The 17,736-nt window shown below is 37.8% G+C and carries 14 protein-coding genes, 7 tRNA genes and 1 rRNA gene; 20 read left to right on the top strand and 2 right to left on the bottom strand.

The window, feature by feature from the left end; genetic code table 11:
• The 10 genes from HED67_RS12190 to HED67_RS17670 all read left to right on the top strand — a co-directional run.
• Positions 1-123 (top strand): 23S ribosomal RNA (locus HED67_RS12190); the annotation flags it as partial.
• Between the two features lie 58 nt (positions 124-181).
• Positions 182-255: transfer RNA gene (locus HED67_RS12185), tRNA-Asp, on the top strand.
• A gap of 7 nt (positions 256-262) precedes the next feature.
• Positions 263-335: transfer RNA gene (locus HED67_RS12180), tRNA-Val, on the top strand.
• A gap of 5 nt (positions 336-340) precedes the next feature.
• Positions 341-413 (top strand) — tRNA-Thr (locus HED67_RS12175).
• A 30-nt stretch (positions 414-443) separates the two neighbouring features.
• A tRNA-Tyr gene (locus tag HED67_RS12170) sits at positions 444-525 on the top strand.
• 69 nt (positions 526-594) lie between these two features.
• A tRNA-Met gene (locus HED67_RS12165) sits at positions 595-668 on the top strand.
• A gap of 173 nt (positions 669-841) precedes the next feature.
• Positions 842-914 (top strand) — tRNA-Phe (locus tag HED67_RS12160).
• Positions 915-918: 4 nt separating this feature from the next.
• Positions 919-991, top strand: a tRNA-Lys gene (locus HED67_RS12155).
• Positions 992-1,342: 351 nt separating this feature from the next.
• Entirely contained in the window at positions 1,343-3,469 is a 2,127-nt protein-coding gene (nrdD, locus tag HED67_RS12150) for an anaerobic ribonucleoside-triphosphate reductase (protein WP_215632894.1), read from the top strand.
• 337 nt (positions 3,470-3,806) lie between these two features.
• Positions 3,807-4,043 carry a helix-turn-helix domain-containing protein gene (locus HED67_RS17670; protein ID WP_408639821.1) on the top strand — a complete coding sequence of 79 codons (237 nt, stop codon included), beginning with the start codon at positions 3,807-3,809 and terminating at the stop codon, positions 4,041-4,043.
• Positions 4,044-4,172: 129 nt separating this feature from the next.
• On the opposite strand, the gene HED67_RS12140 is transcribed toward HED67_RS17670, so the two are convergent.
• Positions 4,173-4,769 carry a HipA domain-containing protein gene (locus HED67_RS12140; RefSeq protein WP_221718465.1) on the bottom strand — a complete coding sequence of 199 codons (597 nt, stop codon included), beginning with the start codon at positions 4,767-4,769 and terminating at the stop codon, positions 4,173-4,175.
• A gap of 248 nt (positions 4,770-5,017) precedes the next feature.
• Positions 5,018-5,578, bottom strand: coding sequence for a hypothetical protein (locus HED67_RS12135; protein ID WP_221718464.1), 561 nt, complete (start codon positions 5,576-5,578; stop codon positions 5,018-5,020).
• 153 nt (positions 5,579-5,731) lie between these two features.
• On the opposite strand from HED67_RS12135, the gene HED67_RS12130 reads away from it, so the two are divergent.
• The 10 genes from HED67_RS12130 to HED67_RS12085 all read left to right on the top strand — a co-directional run bounded on the left by HED67_RS12130 (position 5,732) and on the right by HED67_RS12085 (position 17,718).
• Positions 5,732-6,094, top strand: coding sequence for a helix-turn-helix domain-containing protein (locus HED67_RS12130; RefSeq protein ID WP_221718463.1), 363 nt, complete (start codon positions 5,732-5,734; stop codon positions 6,092-6,094).
• Between the two features lie 106 nt (positions 6,095-6,200).
• Positions 6,201-6,461, top strand: a complete 261-nt coding sequence (locus HED67_RS12125; RefSeq protein WP_221718462.1) for a hypothetical protein — start codon at positions 6,201-6,203, stop codon at positions 6,459-6,461.
• A gap of 16 nt (positions 6,462-6,477) precedes the next feature.
• Positions 6,478-7,950, top strand: coding sequence for a hypothetical protein (locus HED67_RS12120; RefSeq protein WP_221718461.1), 1,473 nt, complete (start codon positions 6,478-6,480; stop codon positions 7,948-7,950).
• Positions 7,940-8,179 carry a helix-turn-helix domain-containing protein gene (locus HED67_RS12115; RefSeq protein ID WP_246612223.1) on the top strand — a complete coding sequence of 80 codons (240 nt, stop codon included), beginning with the start codon at positions 7,940-7,942 and terminating at the stop codon, positions 8,177-8,179. The genes HED67_RS12120 and HED67_RS12115 overlap by 11 nt, the downstream gene beginning before the upstream one ends.
• A gap of 151 nt (positions 8,180-8,330) precedes the next feature.
• Positions 8,331-10,076: an N-6 DNA methylase gene (locus HED67_RS12110; protein WP_221718460.1), complete on the top strand. Its 1,746-nt coding sequence runs from the start codon at positions 8,331-8,333 to the stop codon at positions 10,074-10,076.
• Between the two features lie 4 nt (positions 10,077-10,080).
• The gene (locus tag HED67_RS12105; protein WP_221718459.1) at positions 10,081-10,608 is read left to right on the top strand and encodes a hypothetical protein; all 528 of its coding nucleotides are present in this window, start codon (positions 10,081-10,083) and stop codon (positions 10,606-10,608) included.
• 134 nt (positions 10,609-10,742) lie between these two features.
• Positions 10,743-12,524, top strand: coding sequence for a type I restriction-modification system subunit M (locus HED67_RS12100; RefSeq protein ID WP_221718458.1), 1,782 nt, complete (start codon positions 10,743-10,745; stop codon positions 12,522-12,524).
• A 2-nt stretch (positions 12,525-12,526) separates the two neighbouring features.
• Positions 12,527-13,726, top strand: a complete 1,200-nt coding sequence (locus HED67_RS12095; RefSeq protein ID WP_221718457.1) for a restriction endonuclease subunit S — start codon at positions 12,527-12,529, stop codon at positions 13,724-13,726.
• Between the two features lie 3 nt (positions 13,727-13,729).
• Positions 13,730-16,750, top strand: coding sequence for a type I restriction endonuclease subunit R (locus HED67_RS12090; protein ID WP_221718456.1), 3,021 nt, complete (start codon positions 13,730-13,732; stop codon positions 16,748-16,750).
• Positions 16,751-16,935: 185 nt separating this feature from the next.
• Positions 16,936-17,718: a hypothetical protein gene (locus HED67_RS12085; RefSeq protein WP_221718455.1), complete on the top strand. Its 783-nt coding sequence runs from the start codon at positions 16,936-16,938 to the stop codon at positions 17,716-17,718.
• Positions 17,719-17,736: the final 18 nt, after the last annotated feature.

Raw genomic sequence — 17,736 nt, 5'->3', positions numbered from 1 at the left:
AAGATAAGATCTCTCATTCGAAAGAAGTAAGACCCCTTGAAGACGACGAGGTAGATAGGGCAGGGGTGGAAGGGCAGCAATGTCCGGAGCTGACTGTTACTAATCGGTCGAGGGCTTGACCAAAATGGTTCTAAAGAATGTGTTTAGTTGATATGCAGTTTTGAAGGTGCAAACCTTTAATGGCCTAGTGGCTCAGTTGGTTAGAGCGCCGCCCTGTCACGGCGGAGGTCGTCGGTTCGAGTCCGATCTGGGTCGTTTATATGGAATCTTAGCTCAGCTGGGAGAGCATCTGCCTTACAAGCAGAGGGTCATAGGTTCGAGCCCTATAGGTTCCATAGATGCCGATGTGGCTCAATTGGCAGAGCAGCTGATTTGTAATCAGCAGGTTATCGGTTCGAGTCCGATCATCGGCTTTTCTCGATATAACAATTATATAGAGATATGGGCGGATTCCCGAGTGGCCAAAGGGGACAGACTGTAAATCTGCTGCGACACGCTTCGGTGGTTCGAATCCACCTCCGCCCAGTTGAAGTACTTGATAAATGAAAGAGTTTGTCAAGTACTTATGTGTCTAAGCAGACAATTAAATAATATCGCGGGGTAGAGCAATCCGGTAGCTCGTCGGGCTCATAACCCGAAGGTTGTTGGTTCAAATCCGGCCCCCGCAACTCAATAAGTAGAATAAGTTTAGAGTGCCCACTTCATGAGTCTTCGACTCGTTCAGTGATCGTTGATTTGCAAATGCAAATCAACTAAAAAGATGCTAAAGAGTTTTTTGTGAGCAAGCTCCCAACAGCTTTTCATCCTCTTTTCTGTCACTCTTGCGCTTACCTATTTATGCGCCCAGATAGCTCAGTCGGTAGAGCAGAGGACTGAAAATCCTCGTGTCACTGGTTCGATTCCGGTTCTGGGCATGATGGGATATTAGCTCAGTTGGTAGAGCACTAGACTTTTAATCTAGGTGTCCCGGGTTCGAACCCCGGATGTCTCATTGTGTAAGAAGACTCTGAATGTATTTCAGAGTCTTTTTTTTGATTTACGCGGATAATGAGGCTAAGCTCATGCTTGTATGAAACTTTGCCGAATATCATGATAACGAGTGAAACTCGCAAAGTGTGTTTCATCTCGTTTATACATAAAAATATTTTTAAAATTCGTGAAAAGTGACGATATTTATTCTTCAGAATATTTACTATGGTATTTTAGAAATAAGCGTGCTATAATAGTCCACGGAACGTTTGAAAAACAGAACGAATGTTCTTACTATATTTTGTGGTTAATTCGTTGTTTATACTTATGGACAACATGATATTGTTTGTTATAAATTGAGAGGAAGGTCATTATGATTGTTATCAAAAGGGATGGACAGGAAGTCAATTATAACCGCAGTAAGATTATAGTTGCGATTGGGAAAGCCAATGAGGAGGTTCCTGAAGAAGAGAGAGTCTCTGATGAGGAGATCGAAGAGATTGTCTCTTATGTGGAGACAAGAAAGAGAAAGAGAATTCTTGTTGAGGACATTCAGGATATCATTGAGCAGAAATTGATGGCCTTGGGAAAGTATGATCTGGCAAAACGATATATTGTTTATCGTTATACACGTGAATTAGTTCGTCGTGCGAATACAACGGATGATTCAATTCTCAGCTTGATCAAGAACAGCAATAAGGAAGTTATGGAGGAGAATTCTAATAAGAATGCGACTGCAGCTTCTACGCAGAGAGATTTGATCGCGGGTGAAGTTTCGAAGGACTTGACGAAGCGTCTTCTGCTCCCGGAGAAGATTGCGAAGGCCCATGAAGATGGTATTCTTCATTTCCATGATGCGGATTATTTTGTGCAGCCGATTTTTAACTGTTGTCTGATCAATATTCAGGACATGCTGGACAATGGCACAGTTATGAATGGCAAGTTAATTGAGAGTCCTAAGAGTTTTCAGGTAGCCTGTACAGTTATGACTCAGATTATTTCTGCTGTTGCCAGCAGCCAGTACGGTGGTCAGTCAGTTGATTTGAAGCATCTTGGCAAGTATCTGCGTAAGAGTCATGATAAGTATGAGAAGGCTTACAGAGCTCATTTTGGTGATGAATTTGATGATGAAACCATTGAGAAGCTGGTTCAGGATCGTTTGAAGGATGAGTTGAAATCCGGTGTACAGACCATTCAGTACCAGATCAATACATTGATGACAACCAACGGCCAGTCTCCTTTTGTAACACTTTTCCTGAATCTGGATGAGAAAAATGAATACATTGAAGAGAATGCCATGATTGTCGAGGAGATTCTCAGACAGCGTCTTGAAGGCATCAAGAATGAGAAAGGCGTCTATGTGACACCGGCTTTCCCGAAATTGATTTATGTTCTGGATGAGAACAATTGTTTAAAAGGCGGCAAATACGATTATATTACGAAGTTGGCAGTTAAATGTTCTGCAAAGCGTATGTATCCTGATTACATTTCAGCGAAGAAGATGCGTGAGAATTATGAAGGAAATGTTTTCAGCTGCATGGGATGTCGAAGTTTCCTGTCTCCTTGGAAGGATGAGAATGGTAATTACAAATTTGAGGGGCGTTTTAATCAGGGAGTTGTCAGTATTAATTTGCCTCAGATCGGTATTTTGGCTAAAGGCAATGAGGAAGTATTCTGGAAACTGATGGATGAACGTCTGGAATTGTGTTTTGAGGCACTTATGTGCCGCCATAATGCATTAAAAGGAACATTGTCGGATGTTAGTCCTATTCATTGGCAGTATGGCGCAATTGCCCGTCTGGACAAGGGAGAGAAGATTGATCCGCTTTTGTATGGCGGTTATTCAACGATGTCTCTTGGATATATCGGCCTTTATGAAGTGACGAAGCTGATGAAGGGTGTTAGTCATACAGACCCTGTGGGCGAGGAGTTTGCACTTCGTGTCATGAATCATATGAAGGAAGCTGCAGACAGATGGCGTGACGAAACGAATATCGGTTTCAGTCTCTATGGTACACCGGCAGAATCTCTTTGTTATCGTTTTGCGAGAATTGATCTTGAGAAGTTCGGTGAGATCAAAAATATTACGGATAAAGGATATTATACAAACTCTTATCATGTGGATGTCAGAGAGAAGATTGATGCATTCAGCAAATTCTCATTTGAGAGTCAGTTCCAGAAGATTTCCTCCGGCGGATCCATTTCTTATGTGGAGATTCCGAATATGAGACATAATCTGGAGGCATTGGAGGAAGTTGTCAAGTTTATCTATGACAATATCCAGTATGCAGAGTTTAATACCAAGTCTGATTACTGCCATGTCTGCGGTTATGATGGTGAGATCAAGATTAACGATGATCTCGAATGGGAATGCCCTCAGTGCGGCAATAAGGATCATTCCAAGATGAACGTTACAAGACGTACATGCGGGTATCTTGGTGAGAATTTCTGGAATGTTGGCAAGACAAAGGAAATTAATGCCAGAGTGATGCATTTATAATATTTTTAATAATATTGTAAATCTTAAATTATACTTTGAATATATAAATGATACCTTGAATATATTCTTAGCAGAATGAGAGCAACTTAAATCTTATTTTGAATATATTCTGAGATTACATTTAAAAAGTTTAAATTATAGTTTGAATATATTTTCAAAGTATATTTTGAAAAGTTAAATTATAGCTTGAATATATAATGTTACCTTGAAAAGGTATTCTTTATAAGCAGATATAGAGCTGCTTATAGAGGATGCCTTTTGTTTTTTACTATGAACTGTGCATTCAAAATTGAACGATAAGTTCAATACGCGAGCCGTAATATATGCTAAAATAAATATGAAGGGTATTGTTAGTCAGTATATAATGCAGAAAGGCACAAATATGGATGATATGGAAAAGTTACTGACAATTAAAGATGTTCAAGAACATTTGCAGCTCGGGAGAAACAGGGTATACCAGCTTATAAAAATTGACTCTTTTCCTAAAATTAAGATAGGGAACACTTATCGTATACCAAAACGGGAGTATCTTGAATGGATACAGAATAATATAGGCAAAACAGTTTTTCTTTAAAAATGTATTGGTAAAGGGAAAATTGAAAACAGAGATAAAAAGACGACTATTGCAGGTAAAACTGTGATAGCCGTCTTTTGGTTTATAAGCAGTGATTTATTTTAAAGGTAATCTTTATTGAATATAGGATTATATGTCTTGTATCGGGCTGTCGTAGTTAATAAATGGGATTTTGGGTGCTTCAAGAACAGGGATGATATACTTCATCTGTTCCAGCTGATAATATAATACATCCAATGCTCTGGAAGGCGGTTCAAATAACAATTTGGTGTACAAGCCATTATAATCTAATTGAAACCCAATACCCGCTTCTTCTGCCTGCTCAATGAAATTTCCGCTAAAAGGCTGGGCAAGTACATGTTGAATGTGCTCTTCAAACGGAATGTCTGAAGGATAATCCCTATAGTTGCTTAGCAAAGCCGCTCCATTGTCAAATATAGGGGCTGTGCGGCAACATCCAGTTTGATTATTGATAATAACTCCAAGGTTGTTAAAATGTCGATCAGGATTCAATAATAGAGCATCCAGAGATAGAACCTGTGAGAGATATTCTGAACAATCGTATTCGAGGGTATCATATAGGAATTCCTCTATGTAATTGATCCGTTCAGCACAGGTATCATAGGTTTGCATGATATTGTCCAGTGAAGTTTCGCCTTGAACTAGTTCATGCAGTCTTTGGAAGCTCAAAAACGATTCGTTGTCAAGAAGAAAATTTCTTGACACACATCCTGGAACATCATCAATTGTGCAAGTTGTATAAAAAACGTAATTGGTGATATTTGAGTGCATGAGAACCAGGGAAGCAAGATGTTCGGATTGGTCTTAGCATCCATAAATGTTCTTTTTGTACCAATAGCCGTTATCATAGCATTTTGGCTGAATGCCAACAGAACTTCCTTGAACTTTTGTTAATGTCTTTGAATCAGTATGAATTAATCCCATGTCAACCAACCTTTCATTCTATATTATGCTTAGTAAGCCACGGATCCGGGTACATAAACGATAGATGCTTTGGTTCCAATTCCAAGATAACTGTTGGTGTCAGATTTGTAAAGCTGCAGTTCTGTCATATCGTCTAAAAACTCAAAATCCCAGTCATCGTAAAGGCTTTCAGTATACATTTCTAAATCTTCTACAAACATAAAAAATTCTTCAAGTGATTCGGATTCAAGTTCATGACCATCTTTTTGTAAAATTTCTTTAATTTCATCATGTTGCGGAATAGCCGAAATGGTTGGAATATCGAATTCCTCGCAGTAACTGATTTCTTCCAGTAATGCTTTAAAAAGAACATATTTCATGATCAGCGGTAGAGGGTAGAAATTTTCACTCTTGAGCAAAGAACAAAAATCATTAATAACAGGCAGCATTTTCTTGTGTCTGTACCTTGCAGGAAAAAAGTGTTTCAAACCGTCAATGTCATAATCAGTCATGGGTTTGATGATATCATATAATCTTTTTGAGATGAATTTTGAAACCAATTCGTTAACGTGAGGATCTTGTGTTGTCAGATAATCGGATAATTGAATCATAGAAAACTCCTTTCATAGCCGGTTAAACAGTATATATAACATTGTATATTTAATATGGATTGTTTCGGTTGCATATCATGCAATCTTCCAATTTTTGAAAAAATTAAGCTTCTTCTGTTTTTGGTAATGTAAGGACAGAAAGGGGCGGTAGACATGAAGAGTTTTAGGGAAACATATGAGAGTTTAAAAAAGGGCCAGCGTGATGCAACAATTGCAGCAAAAGCAAATCTTCACAAATCGACACTGTCACGAATAAAGAATGAAGTGATCCCTCCGAAACGGGATTATCTGTGGTCATTAGCGATGGCCCTGGAACTGACAATGGATGAGACAGATGAATTGTTTTCATCCTGCGGATTGTGCATGGCGTCTCAGTATCACTTAACTGACCTAGAAAAAGAAAGAGAAGATATCATTAAGGAGTGCATATCTGCTGGAAAATACAGCGTTGTGGAGCTGGACATCCGTCTGTATGAAGCAGGGTATCAGCCATTGGGGAATAAAGGAACAAAATAGAAATTAGAATAAAATTCAAGTTGGGTTGCATGCTGTGCAACCCTTTTATGATACAGAGAAACTATAATACTCGTGTGGAATATATACGAGAAAGGGGAGATATTCTATGAATGAGGCGTTCATGCGTGATTATTTTGAACGAAACCAAGAAATGTTTTACATGCGATTCAGAAAAGATGAATCTAAGTGGACACTTGAAAAAGATCGTGCGCAGGCAGTTGATTCTTTCAGAGAAAAATACGTTCATGGCAATGTTATGGAAGCGGATTTTGAGGCAATGCTGAATGCCATATGGGACGATGACTACGAGGCTCATGTGCTCATGTTTTTGTATGGCGCAGATGAACGAGAAAAGATGTTGAGTTAGAGAAGGGGGAATAAGAATGGGATCATTTGTGTATATGATTGCAAGAGATGATGCGGACATTATTGAAGAGAAACGACTGGAATTTGAAGAAAGGCTGGAGAAGGTGTTTAATGCAGCAGGTATGATGGAACAGGAACATCTGACTTTATTTGGCAAAGGAATTCGTGCATTGAGGCCTGTTCGGATCGAGAACGGTTATACAACATTCTTCTATAATTATTTTGAAGATGATGTATGGGAAAACGCAGGATATTACAACAAAAACGGTGGCGTTTACTCAGAAAAGGTTGGCTGGCGGAACTTTGCGCGTGCTATAGAGGCGGCATATATGCTGCAGATGTTGTATATGCAGGAACCATCGTTTGTTGTTTATAATAACGAACTGGTACCGCCATGGCAATATCTGCAATGGTTCAAGAATCTATTTGGAACAACCTATCAGTTGCCGGAAAAGGATTTGATGAAGCTGATTGAGATGCTGCATGAGGAGGAAAGGTCTTATCCGGAAATTTATTACAGTTATAATGAATTGATATGCAGCGGATATTATCTGGAAAGTGTTATCGATGCTATTGCGGTTGTACATGGAACAGCCAGGGCTTTGGAACAGCTGAAAAATGCTTTAGATAAAGAGAACAGTAAGAAAGCGGGTGTAAACTATCCGGAATGCATTAAAAATACCGTAAGGAGTCTGGAAAAATTTAAGGGAAATAGCAGTCTGGATGATGATGGACAGGTCGATTATCTCATGAAAAAGATGAGAACCATGGTTGAAACCGGGACGGTAGGAGACCAGGAAGATCAAGGCATTATGGAGATATTGTTCTGGGTGAGATTAAGCGGCAGCTATGCGTTTGCGATTAAAAAGATCAGTGAGATGTATGGTAAGGATTTTTGGGAACTTTATGCACTGGTTGCCGGCATGAACAAGAGTCGGATATTTTCAGAAAATCTTTGGAGTGAAAAACAGAGTTTGCTGATCAGCGGTATTTCAACTGCCGAATTTGTTAATGAGAGTCCGGATGATATGCTCTATTATTGGACGCCGGAGGGTGATATAGAAATTTCTGATGATGTTGAAAAGTGGTTTTCGGGACTTAGAAAGCAGTTTGATGAATATGTGGCGGAGTGGCAGCAGATACCGAAGCTGATGCGATACATTGTAGATGATCTTTTATTTGCGGACCGTAATTATGTTAATATCCGGGCATTCTCAGGGTTTTTAGAGGAAACGATGGATAATATATCAGACGTCAGGTATCATATCCTGTGGCGTATTTTTCATGATATGATCCATGATCCGGATATGCTGAAAGAAGGCAGCGTTATTTTTGATAAAGAGTCATTAGCCAATGGGAAAAAGAAACTTAGATACGGATGGACAATGACATATTCGGATTTGAAACGAAACAAGGCAAGAATGACGATAAGAAGATATCTTTCACTAATTTCGAACAAAGAGCTTAGGAGGAGAGTTTTTGGATTTTGAGTATCCGGTTATTGATAAAAAGAAAATTGGCAGCACCTTAAAAAGATATATGCAGGAGAGGGGATTGACTGCCAGAGATGTACAGGAATATCTGGGGCTAGCCTGTGTGCAGACTGTTTACCGGTGGATGGCTGGAGTCAGCGTGCCGACGGTCGATAATCTGTATGCGTTGAGTCGATTGATGCATGTACCTATAGATGCATTGATTTTTGATATTAAAAATTTATAGAGGAAATGATTATATTATGGCACCTGACAGTTTTCGGGTGTCATTTTTATTTAAAAAATGGTTATTAAAAACCATTTACAAAGTTAAAGTAGGTGGTATAATGAAATTAAGAACTAATGATGGTTATTAAAAACCAAAAGGAGGATGCGAAATGCCTTTTGTAACAAAAGAAGTATATGAAAAATTAGAAAATCAGAAAAAAGCTGAAGAGATTAATTGGGAAATAGCTAATACTTGTCGTAGAATCGGAATACCTACACATGAAATTTTTCCATTAGTTCCGTATTTACTTTATAAAGCGAGCTCGCAAGCAGATCCGTCCAATGTTTCTATTCAGACAATTATGAGCGGAGTAATTGAAACAAATGAGGAAATTATGCTTTTAGTGCGAGAAGTTTTAAATAATAAATTATGGGAATGTCTGCTTCAGATGTTAAAAAAATATTCTACAGAAGAATTTGCACTAGCTGTCTTGAAACCTTTACCTGATCTTGAACCTAAACTTGAAGTAAGCACGCCAAGTTCTATTATAAAATTGTCTAATAAACTATTGGATGTAAAAGCAGGGGAAAATGTAGCTGATGTGTGTTGTGGAAGTGGAAGTTATATTGTATCTGCTGCTATGGAAGAACCAGAGGCTATATATCAGGGGTATGAGCTTAATGTTGTAAACAAGACAGCTGTAATGATTAGGGCAGAACTTTTAAATTCACATATAGATATTAGTTTATGTGATGTGTTTAGTGTGGCCGATGTCAAGAAAATGCCAAAATATGATAAAATTTTTGCAAATTATCCGTTTGGATTGAAACTTAGACATTTAGGGGCAGGGATGGAATATTTGAAGAAGCTTGTCGAACAGTATCCGGGAATTTCAAAAGTTACCTCTTCAGATTGGATATTCAATTCATTAATTTTCGACATGCTGAAGGACAATGGAAAAGCAGTTGCAATTATGACTAATGGAAGCACATGGAACAGCATTGATATTCCTATGAGAAAGTATTTTGTTGAAAATGGTTTAGTTGAATGTGTTATTGCCCTTCCAGAAAGAATGTTTTCTAGTACAATGATTCCGACAACATTGATTGTTATGAGTCATGGTAATCAAGGAGTACGAATGATTGATGCGACTAAACATTTTCAACAGGGACGTCGTCAAAATGAATTCAGTGATAAGGATATTGATTTAATTATTGATGCGCTTACCGTTGATCATGAATACAGTAAAGATATTTCTATTGAAGAACTTAGAAAGAATGAATACAATTTGAATCTTAGTCGTTACGCAGCAGGAGATTTGAGGTTTGAAAATGGTGTTCCGTTTGAAAGTGTTATTAAGCGCATTTCCAGGGGAGCCCCTTGCACAGCTAAGCAGTTAGATGAAATGGTTTCGGATTGCGTGACAAATATGCAGTATCTTATGCTGGCGAATATCAGAAATGGAGTGATTGATGATAAATTGCCATATCTCTCTTATATTGATCAGAAATATGAAAAGTATTGCCTAAAGAATAATTCCCTGATCCTTTCTAAAAATGGCTTACCGTATAAGGTTGCTGTTGCGTCTGTTCAGAAGAACCAGAAGATTTTGGCAAATGGTAATCTGTATATCATTGAACTGGATGAGAAAAAGGCAAATCCGTATTATATTAAGGCTTTCTTTGATAGTGAACAGGGATATACCGTTCTAAAAAGTATTACAGTGGGAGCTGTGTTACCAAACATTGGTGTTGATAAGTTAAAAAAAGTTGAAATTCCGCTGCCACCTATAGAGGAACAGAATCGAATTGCTGAAAAATATCGGGCAACAATGGATGAAATTGCAGTTATTAAGTTGCGTTTGGAGAAAGCGCTAAACAAGCTTCATCATATTTTTGATGAGGAGAGTGAATAAATACATGTTAAGTATAGAAGAACTTTTAGAATTGGAAGATAATATTAAAGCAGAGCTGGATGAATATTTAACGGCTGCGCTTTCAAAATTGAATCGTTCTGGACAGCTAGAGGAGTTCATTGAATTACTGGGGATGGAACATCTTCTTCAGAAAGAATCTGGATATGAAGTTTACAAAACGGGTAAGATTGTTGTCATTGGTCAGTCTGATGTGAAAGTTGAAGCACTTTTGTCAGTTGCTAAACAGCTTGGATTGGATAAAAATCGTTTTGAGTTGCATTTGGAGTATGAAGATGCAAAAACTTTTAATTTTCGAAAGATGCAATGGCAGCCAACATATAGCCTATTAATGGTAGGACCAATGCCGCACAGTGGTTCTGGAAAAGGTGATTATAGCAGTGTTATTTCGGCGATAGAAGCTGAAGAAGGATATCCTCCAGTTGTAAGGCTTGGTTCTAATGGATTAAAAATAACAAAGTCAGATTTTAGATCTAAATTGACAGAAATGATTGAAATGAAAAAAATAGCATAGAAGTCCGATAAAATGGACAGCTAGGCTGTTATAATGAGTAATAAGCAGAATACTTGTTAAAATCAGAGTAGTGTAGAAAATAGTATAATGTGTATTAATAAATAAAGGATCAATTGAAAAAGGAGAAGGATACGATGAGTAGTAACGATTTAATTACAAATGTTGGTAAGAATTCCAACGATACAGCAACTCTTATATGGTCTGTTGCGGATGATCTTGTAGGTGCATATAAACCACATGAATATGGTCTGGTTATTTTGCCAATGACAGTCATCAAGCGTTTTCATGATTGTTTGCTGCCGACACATCAGGCAGTTCTTGATACATACAAAAGAGTTGAAAAGCTGGCTGTAAAAGATGGCTTTTTGAGAAAAGCGGCTGGTAATTATAAATTTTATAATACGAGTCCATTTACATTCCAGACATTGATTGCCGATCCTGATAATATTGTAGAAAATTTCAAGGCCTATTTAAGTGGATTTTCTGATAATGTGCAGGACATTCTTGCACGTATGGAGTTTGATGCTCAGGTTAAGCACATGGAAGAGGCCGGTCTTCTGTATCAGGTAATTTCTGATTTCTGTACAGATAAGGGTGATTTTTCACCTGAGAAGATTAGTGCCGTCGATATGGGGTATGTTTTTGAGAACCTTGTTCGTAGATTTTCTGAGTCGTACAACGAAGAAGCAGGAGCTCATTTCACAAGTCGTGACATTATCTATCTGATGAGTGATCTTCTCGTGGCTGGAGATGAATCAGCTTTTAAAGGTGATGGAATATCCAAAACAGTCTATGATATGACCATGGGAACATCTCAGATGCTTACTTGTATGGAAGAAAGACTGAAACAGATGGATGCAGACGCGGACGTTACTGCATTTGGTCAGGAGTTCAATCCATTTACATTCGGTATTGCAAAGGCTGATATGCTTATCCGTGGTGGTGACCCTAACAATATGCAGTTTGGGGATACATTATCTGATGATAAATTCAGCGGGTATAAGTTTGACTATGTGATTTCAAATCCGCCCTTCGGTATTCCATGGAAGCGTGAGGAAAAGGAAGTAACAGCGGAATTCAAGAAAGGTGAAGCAGGAAGATTTGCACCAGGATTGCCGGCAAAAGGTGATGGACAGCTTCTGTTCATGCTGAATGGTCTTGCAAAATTAAAAGATGATGGTCAGATGGCGATTATTCAGAATGGTTCGTCTTTATTTAATGGCGATGCAGGTTCAGGACCGTCAGAGATTCGTAGATATTTGATTGAAAATGACTGGTTGGATGCAATTGTGCAGCTGCCAAATAATGCCTTTTATAATACAGGGATTGCAACATACATCTGGCTTGTCATGAAAAACAGACCAGAGGAGCATCTGGGAAAAGTACAGTTGATTGATGCATCCAAATGTTGCTCAGCAAGACGCAAGAATATCGGTTCAAAGAACGTAGATATTACAAAGGCTTGCCGGGATTTAATCGTTAAGGCATATGGCGCTTATGTAGATAAAAACTATGAAGGCGTTGATGAGAATGGTAGTTCAATTGTTGTAAAAAGCAAGGTTATGGATGCTGTTGATTTTGGTTATAACAAGATTGTAGTTGAGACACCTCAGACGGACGAAAATGGAAATATTATTATGAAGAAAAATAAGCCGGTAGCGGATACATCAAAGCGTGACACTGAGAATGTGCCATTGGCAGAAGATATTGATGCTTATTTTGAGCGTGAAGTCATTCCGTATAATCCACAGGCATGGATTGATAAGTCAAAAATAAAGGTCGGATATGAAATCCCGTTCACCAGAACATTTTATGAGTATCAGCAGATTGAACCATCAGAGAAAATAGCAGCGCGTATTGAAGAATATGAAAAGAGTTTGATGGCAAAATTGCATGATTTGTTCGGGGGTGAATGATTATGGCAATGATTAGACCTGAAACAGAAATGAAAGATAGTGGGGTTAAATATGTAGGGTTAATTCCAAGAACCTGGAAAATTGTTCAATTGAAATATTGTACGGATTGTTTAGATGGCAAGCGAGTTCCAATAGATGCTTCTTTGCGTAAATCAGGAATATACCCATATTGGGGTGCAGGCAGAATTATGGATTATGTAGATGATTACATTTTTGATGAAAAGCTTGTTTTATTGGGGGAAGATGGTGCTCCATTTTTTGATGATTTTCGTCCAGTAAGTCATTTGATAGATGGAAAAGTATGGGTTAATAATCATATTCATGTATTAAGAACGAAAGATAGTATTGTTGATTCTTATTTGGTTCATGCATTAAATTCTGTTGATTACCATGAGTATATTAATGGTAGTATTCTTAACAAATTGACGCAAAGTAATATGAATCGTATTAAAATACCGCTTCCATCAATTGCAGAACAGCAAGCTATTGCCGATTATTTGGACGAAACTTGTTCCAAAATTGATGAAATCATTGCAGAAGCAAAAGTAAGTATTGATGAATACAAGAAACTGAAAATTGGTCAAATAAATAAGTATACTGTTCATAAGATGAAAAGAACGAAGCTTAAATATATTACTGAAAAAATTGGTGATGGAATACATACTACACCAGAATATTCCGATGAAGGAACAATTCGTTTTATTAACGGTGGTTCTTTTGGTGAAGACAGTATTAAAATGATTGGTCCAATGCTTTCAAATGAAGAATATCAAAAGCAAAATAAAAGTTTATTGAATGAACATACTGTAATGATTGCTTTAAATGGTGCAAATTTTGGAAATACATCTTTGTATAATAATGAGACTATTTTATTAGGAAAAAGTGCAGGATATATTACATTAAAACCAACTGTATGCAGAGAATATGTTCGATATTGTCTTGAGAATAGCGTTACCAAAGAAGCTTTTGATTTAAGCTTAAATGGCACAACTATTCCAAATTTATCATTGAATACATTGAGAAATACAGAAATTTGTTTGCCTGACTATTCAATTCAAAAACAGTTAGCAAAAACAATTAAGAAGATGATTGTTAAAATGGATTCCCTCATTGCTGAAAAAGAATCTCTTATCAATGACCTTGAAGCATATAAGAAATCATTGATTTACGAAGTGGTAACAGGAAAAAGAAGGGTGGTATAAGCTATGGCTGAAAATGAAAAACAGTTTGAATCCAATATCGAAGCCTTTCTTATCTCACCTGATGGTGGATATGAAAAGGCAACAGATGCTGGATATACCTCATCTTCTGGTATGGCGTTGGATATTCATACATTGGTTGGGTTTGTGAAAGCAACCCAGCCGATTATGTGGCAACGTTTTGAAAAGCAGTGCAACTCTGACCCATACAAGAAGTTTTATAAATGTTTTGAAGATGCCGTACAGATGGATGGCTTGCTGTCTGTCATGCGACATGGACTTAAACATCGTGGAATGGATTTTAAGGTTTGCTATTTCAAGCCGGAATCCACGTTAAATGATGTTGCTGTAAAAAGATATGAGCAGAATGTGTGTCAGTGCATCAGACAATGGCACTACTCTGAGCAGAACAATAATTCGGTTGATATGATGCTTGCAATCAATGGTATTCCAGTGGTTGCGATTGAATTAAAGAATCAGCTGACCGGCCAGAATGTAGATAATGCGAAACTGCAGTGGCAGTATGATCGTGACCGAAGAGAGCCTGCATTCTGGTTAAATCACAGGATTTTAGCGTATTTTGCAATAGACCTTTATGAAGCATGGATGACAACAGAATTAAAAGGACCGGAGACATATTTCCTGCCATTTAACCAGGGATCCAACGGTGCCGGAAATGACGGTGGTGCAGGTAATCCACAGGCAGAAGATGATAATTATGTGACATCCTATATCTGGGAAAACGTATTACAGAAAGATAGCTTGCTGGATATTATCCAGAAGTTCATCAGCTTTGAGGTGAAGACCGAAAAGAAAGACGGAAAGAATGTGACGAAGAAACGTCTGATTTTCCCGAGATTTCATCAGCTGGATGTTGTATGTAAGCTGGTTGCTGATGTCCGTGAAAATGGTTCAGGAAGAAATTATCTGATACAGCATTCTGCCGGATCAGGAAAGTCAAATTCTATTGCATGGACAGCCTACAGACTGGCGTCACTGCATAATGCTGAGAATGAGCCGATCTTTACATCTGTAGTTATTGTAACAGACAGAAGAAACCTGGATGCACAGCTGCAGGAGACGATTACAGGCTTTGATCATACATTAGGAAGTGTCTGTGCCATTGACGAAAAAAAGTCATCCAAGGACTTAAGAGACGCATTGAACGCCGGAAAAAGAATCATTGTTACGACATTACAGAAATTCCCGGTCATCTATGAAGAAGTTGATGATACGACGAATAAACGGTTTGCAATCATTGTTGATGAAGCGCATTCTTCCCAGACCGGTTCCTCTGCAATGAAGTTAAAGGCTGCGCTTGCAGATGTGTCGGATGCTTTGAAAGAATACGCTGAGCTTGAAGGTAAAGCAGAAGAAGAGGTTCTGGATACGGATGACCGATTGATCCGTGAGATGATTTCTCATGGTAAACATAAAAACCTGTCATTCTTTGCATTTACTGCGACGCCAAAGAGCGCAACATTAGAGATGTTTGGTACTGAATGGAACGATGGATCCTATCATCCGTATCATATTTATTCCATGCGGCAGGCAATAGAAGAAGGGTTCATTCTGGATGTCCTTCAGAATTATACAAACTATCAAACCTGTTACCAGATTGCAAAGAATACAGAAGATAATCCGGATGTGCCTCAGTCAAAAGCTTTGAAGACCATCAAGGAGTATAAAGAACTACATCCATATAATATTCAGCAGAAATCAGCGATTATTGTTGAGACATTCAGGGATGTGACGAAGCAGAAAATCAAAGGCAAGGGCAAGATGATGGTTGTTACATCATCGCGACTTGCGGCAGTGCGTTATTATCATGAGATTAAGGGATATCTGGAATCAAATGGCTATAAGGATGTGGAGATTTTGGCTGCTTTTTCAGGTTCAATCAAGGATCCTGATGACCAGAGAGATATTGAATGGACGGAAAGTAAGCTGAATGGGGTAAATGAATCTCAGACAAAGCAGGTATTTCATGACGAAGGCAATATCCTTATTGTAGCTGAAAAGTATCAGACCGGATTTGATGAACCATTGCTTCATACAATGATCGTGGATAAGAAGCTGCGCGGCGTAAAAGCGGTACAGACATTAAGCCGGTTAAATCGTACTCATCCGGATAAGCAGGATACGTTTATCATTGATTTTGTGAATAGCAAGGAAGATATTTTGAAAGCGTTCCAGCCGTTCTATCAGGAAACATCTTTATCACAGGAAATCAATACAGATTTGATTTACAAAACCCAGAAGATGCTCCGAAATTTTAAGATTTACGATGACTCTGACATTGAAAAGGTCAATAAAATCTACTTTGATGAGGATAAACGCAAGACAAATAAAATCCAGGCTGCTATCACCAATGCCTTATTACCGGTTCAGCAGAGATATAATGCCTTGAATCAGGAACAGAGATATCAGTTCCGAAAGCTTTGCAGAACATTCGTAAAATGGTATGGCTATATCACACAAATTATACGTATGTTTGATAAGCAGATGCATAATGAATATATTTTCTGTTCATACCTGGCAAAAGTAGTTCCGGCGGATCCATCAGTGCCTTTTGAATTAGGAGACAGGGTCAAACTTGAGTATTACAACCTGGAAAAGACATACGAAGGTTCTATTAAGCTTGTGAAAGAAGAGAAGGGCGTTTATGAACCTGCAAAGTTAAAGAAACCTGTAAAACTGGAAGAAACCCTTAGCCCACTGGAACAGGTGATTGAGAAGATTAATGAGCAGTATATGGGAAATTTCACTGAAGGTGACAGGGTTGTTCTCACAACATTGCATCAGAAGCTGAAGAACAATAAAAAGTTAGTGAAAGCTGCTAAGACAGATGGTCGTCAAATTTTTGAAAAGAACATCTTCCCGCAATTATTTGATGATGCAGCTCAGGAAGCCTATATTGAAAGCACGGAAACATATACAAAACTGTTTGAAGATGCTGGAAAATACCGTGCGATTATGGGAGCACTTGCGCATGCAATGTTTGATGAATTGCAGCATACGACTTGATAAAAGTGAAAGTACAGCAATATGTTTAATAAAAGATAGTGTTTTTGCTGAATATACATGAGGATATAAGTATGAAAAGAGGAATAGTTGCAGTTATTTACAATCAAGGAAAATTATGAATTGTCAAAGAAAAAGACGGTGACTGTTGGTACTTCCCGCAGGGAAGCTTAAAACCTGGAGAAAGTGTGGAAAATGTCCTTAAGAGAACTGTTGGTAAAGTTTTAAACGTTGAAATAATGGTACGACAGTGGTTATTTACAGCAGAATATAAAGGAAATAAAGAAAAACACATTTCTAAATTTTTCCTTTGTGATGTTGTAGGGCAGGCAAAAGAAACTGAATATTGGGATTTAGCTGCAATTGATATACAGCAAATGGATGCCATAAAATGGAAATCGGAGTATAAAGATTTTGTTTCGAAGTTAAAATTAAATATTAAAGTGAATACATATGAATTAAAGGAATTGCCAACAGGTGACTTATATTCTTTCGTTTCAAATAAAACAAAGAGTATAGACTTAATGAACACTTTTGAAGGTTTGGGAAATTCAAAGAGAGTTTTTAAGAGAATTGTTTTAAGAAATGATCATAAGGTTGTAGTTGGAGATCACCTTTGTAAGTATCATTTAATTATTGAACGCTACTCTGATTGCAAGCATACAGTTGGGAATATTACTTTTACACAATTTAAAGCAGAGGATGGGAAGACTGTGTACCAATATTGTGATGAAGAGTATGTACGTGCGTGCAAAATTAGATCGGAATATTTAAAGGTGGGGGAATTCTATTTTTATGAGCCGTTTCGCTTAAGGGCACAAAATAAGACGGATTGCGAAGGGTATGGATGGATTTGGGATTGGAGAAATGGGATAGGAACTTCTTGTCCGGGAACGTATTATGGTGCAACTACTAACTATGCATTTGTGGGAATAAAAATAGTATGGGTTTATCCATTGAAAAAAAATTAAAGAAATATCTGTGAAGAA

The organism is Pseudocoprococcus catus (assembly GCF_019734885.1).
Lineage (GTDB): Bacteria > Bacillota > Clostridia > Lachnospirales > Lachnospiraceae > Coprococcus_A > Coprococcus_A catus.
The sequence above is the reverse complement of the archived record's forward strand: the minus strand, read 5'-3'. Positions and strand labels throughout refer to the sequence as shown.

Bases quoted from the DNA above. Each gene is read 5' to 3' on its own strand.
- HED67_RS12120 (WP_221718461.1), top strand. From the start codon at position 6,478: ATGGGATCATTTGTGTATATGATTGCAAGAGATGATGCGGACATTATT.
- HED67_RS12110 (WP_221718460.1), top strand. From the start codon at position 8,331: ATGCCTTTTGTAACAAAAGAAGTATATGAAAAATTAGAAAATCAGAAA.
- HED67_RS12130 (WP_221718463.1), top strand. From the start codon at position 5,732: ATGAAGAGTTTTAGGGAAACATATGAGAGTTTAAAAAAGGGCCAGCGT.
- HED67_RS12125 (WP_221718462.1), top strand. From the start codon at position 6,201: ATGAATGAGGCGTTCATGCGTGATTATTTTGAACGAAACCAAGAAATG.
- HED67_RS17670 (WP_408639821.1), top strand. From the start codon at position 3,807: ATGAAGGGTATTGTTAGTCAGTATATAATGCAGAAAGGCACAAATATG.
- nrdD (WP_215632894.1), top strand. From the start codon at position 1,343: ATGATTGTTATCAAAAGGGATGGACAGGAAGTCAATTATAACCGCAGT.
- HED67_RS12090 (WP_221718456.1), top strand. From the start codon at position 13,730: ATGGCTGAAAATGAAAAACAGTTTGAATCCAATATCGAAGCCTTTCTT.
- HED67_RS12095 (WP_221718457.1), top strand. From the start codon at position 12,527: ATGGCAATGATTAGACCTGAAACAGAAATGAAAGATAGTGGGGTTAAA.
- HED67_RS12100 (WP_221718458.1), top strand. From the start codon at position 10,743: ATGAGTAGTAACGATTTAATTACAAATGTTGGTAAGAATTCCAACGAT.
- HED67_RS12105 (WP_221718459.1), top strand. From the start codon at position 10,081: ATGTTAAGTATAGAAGAACTTTTAGAATTGGAAGATAATATTAAAGCA.
- HED67_RS12135 (WP_221718464.1), bottom strand. From the start codon at position 5,578: ATGATTCAATTATCCGATTATCTGACAACACAAGATCCTCACGTTAAC.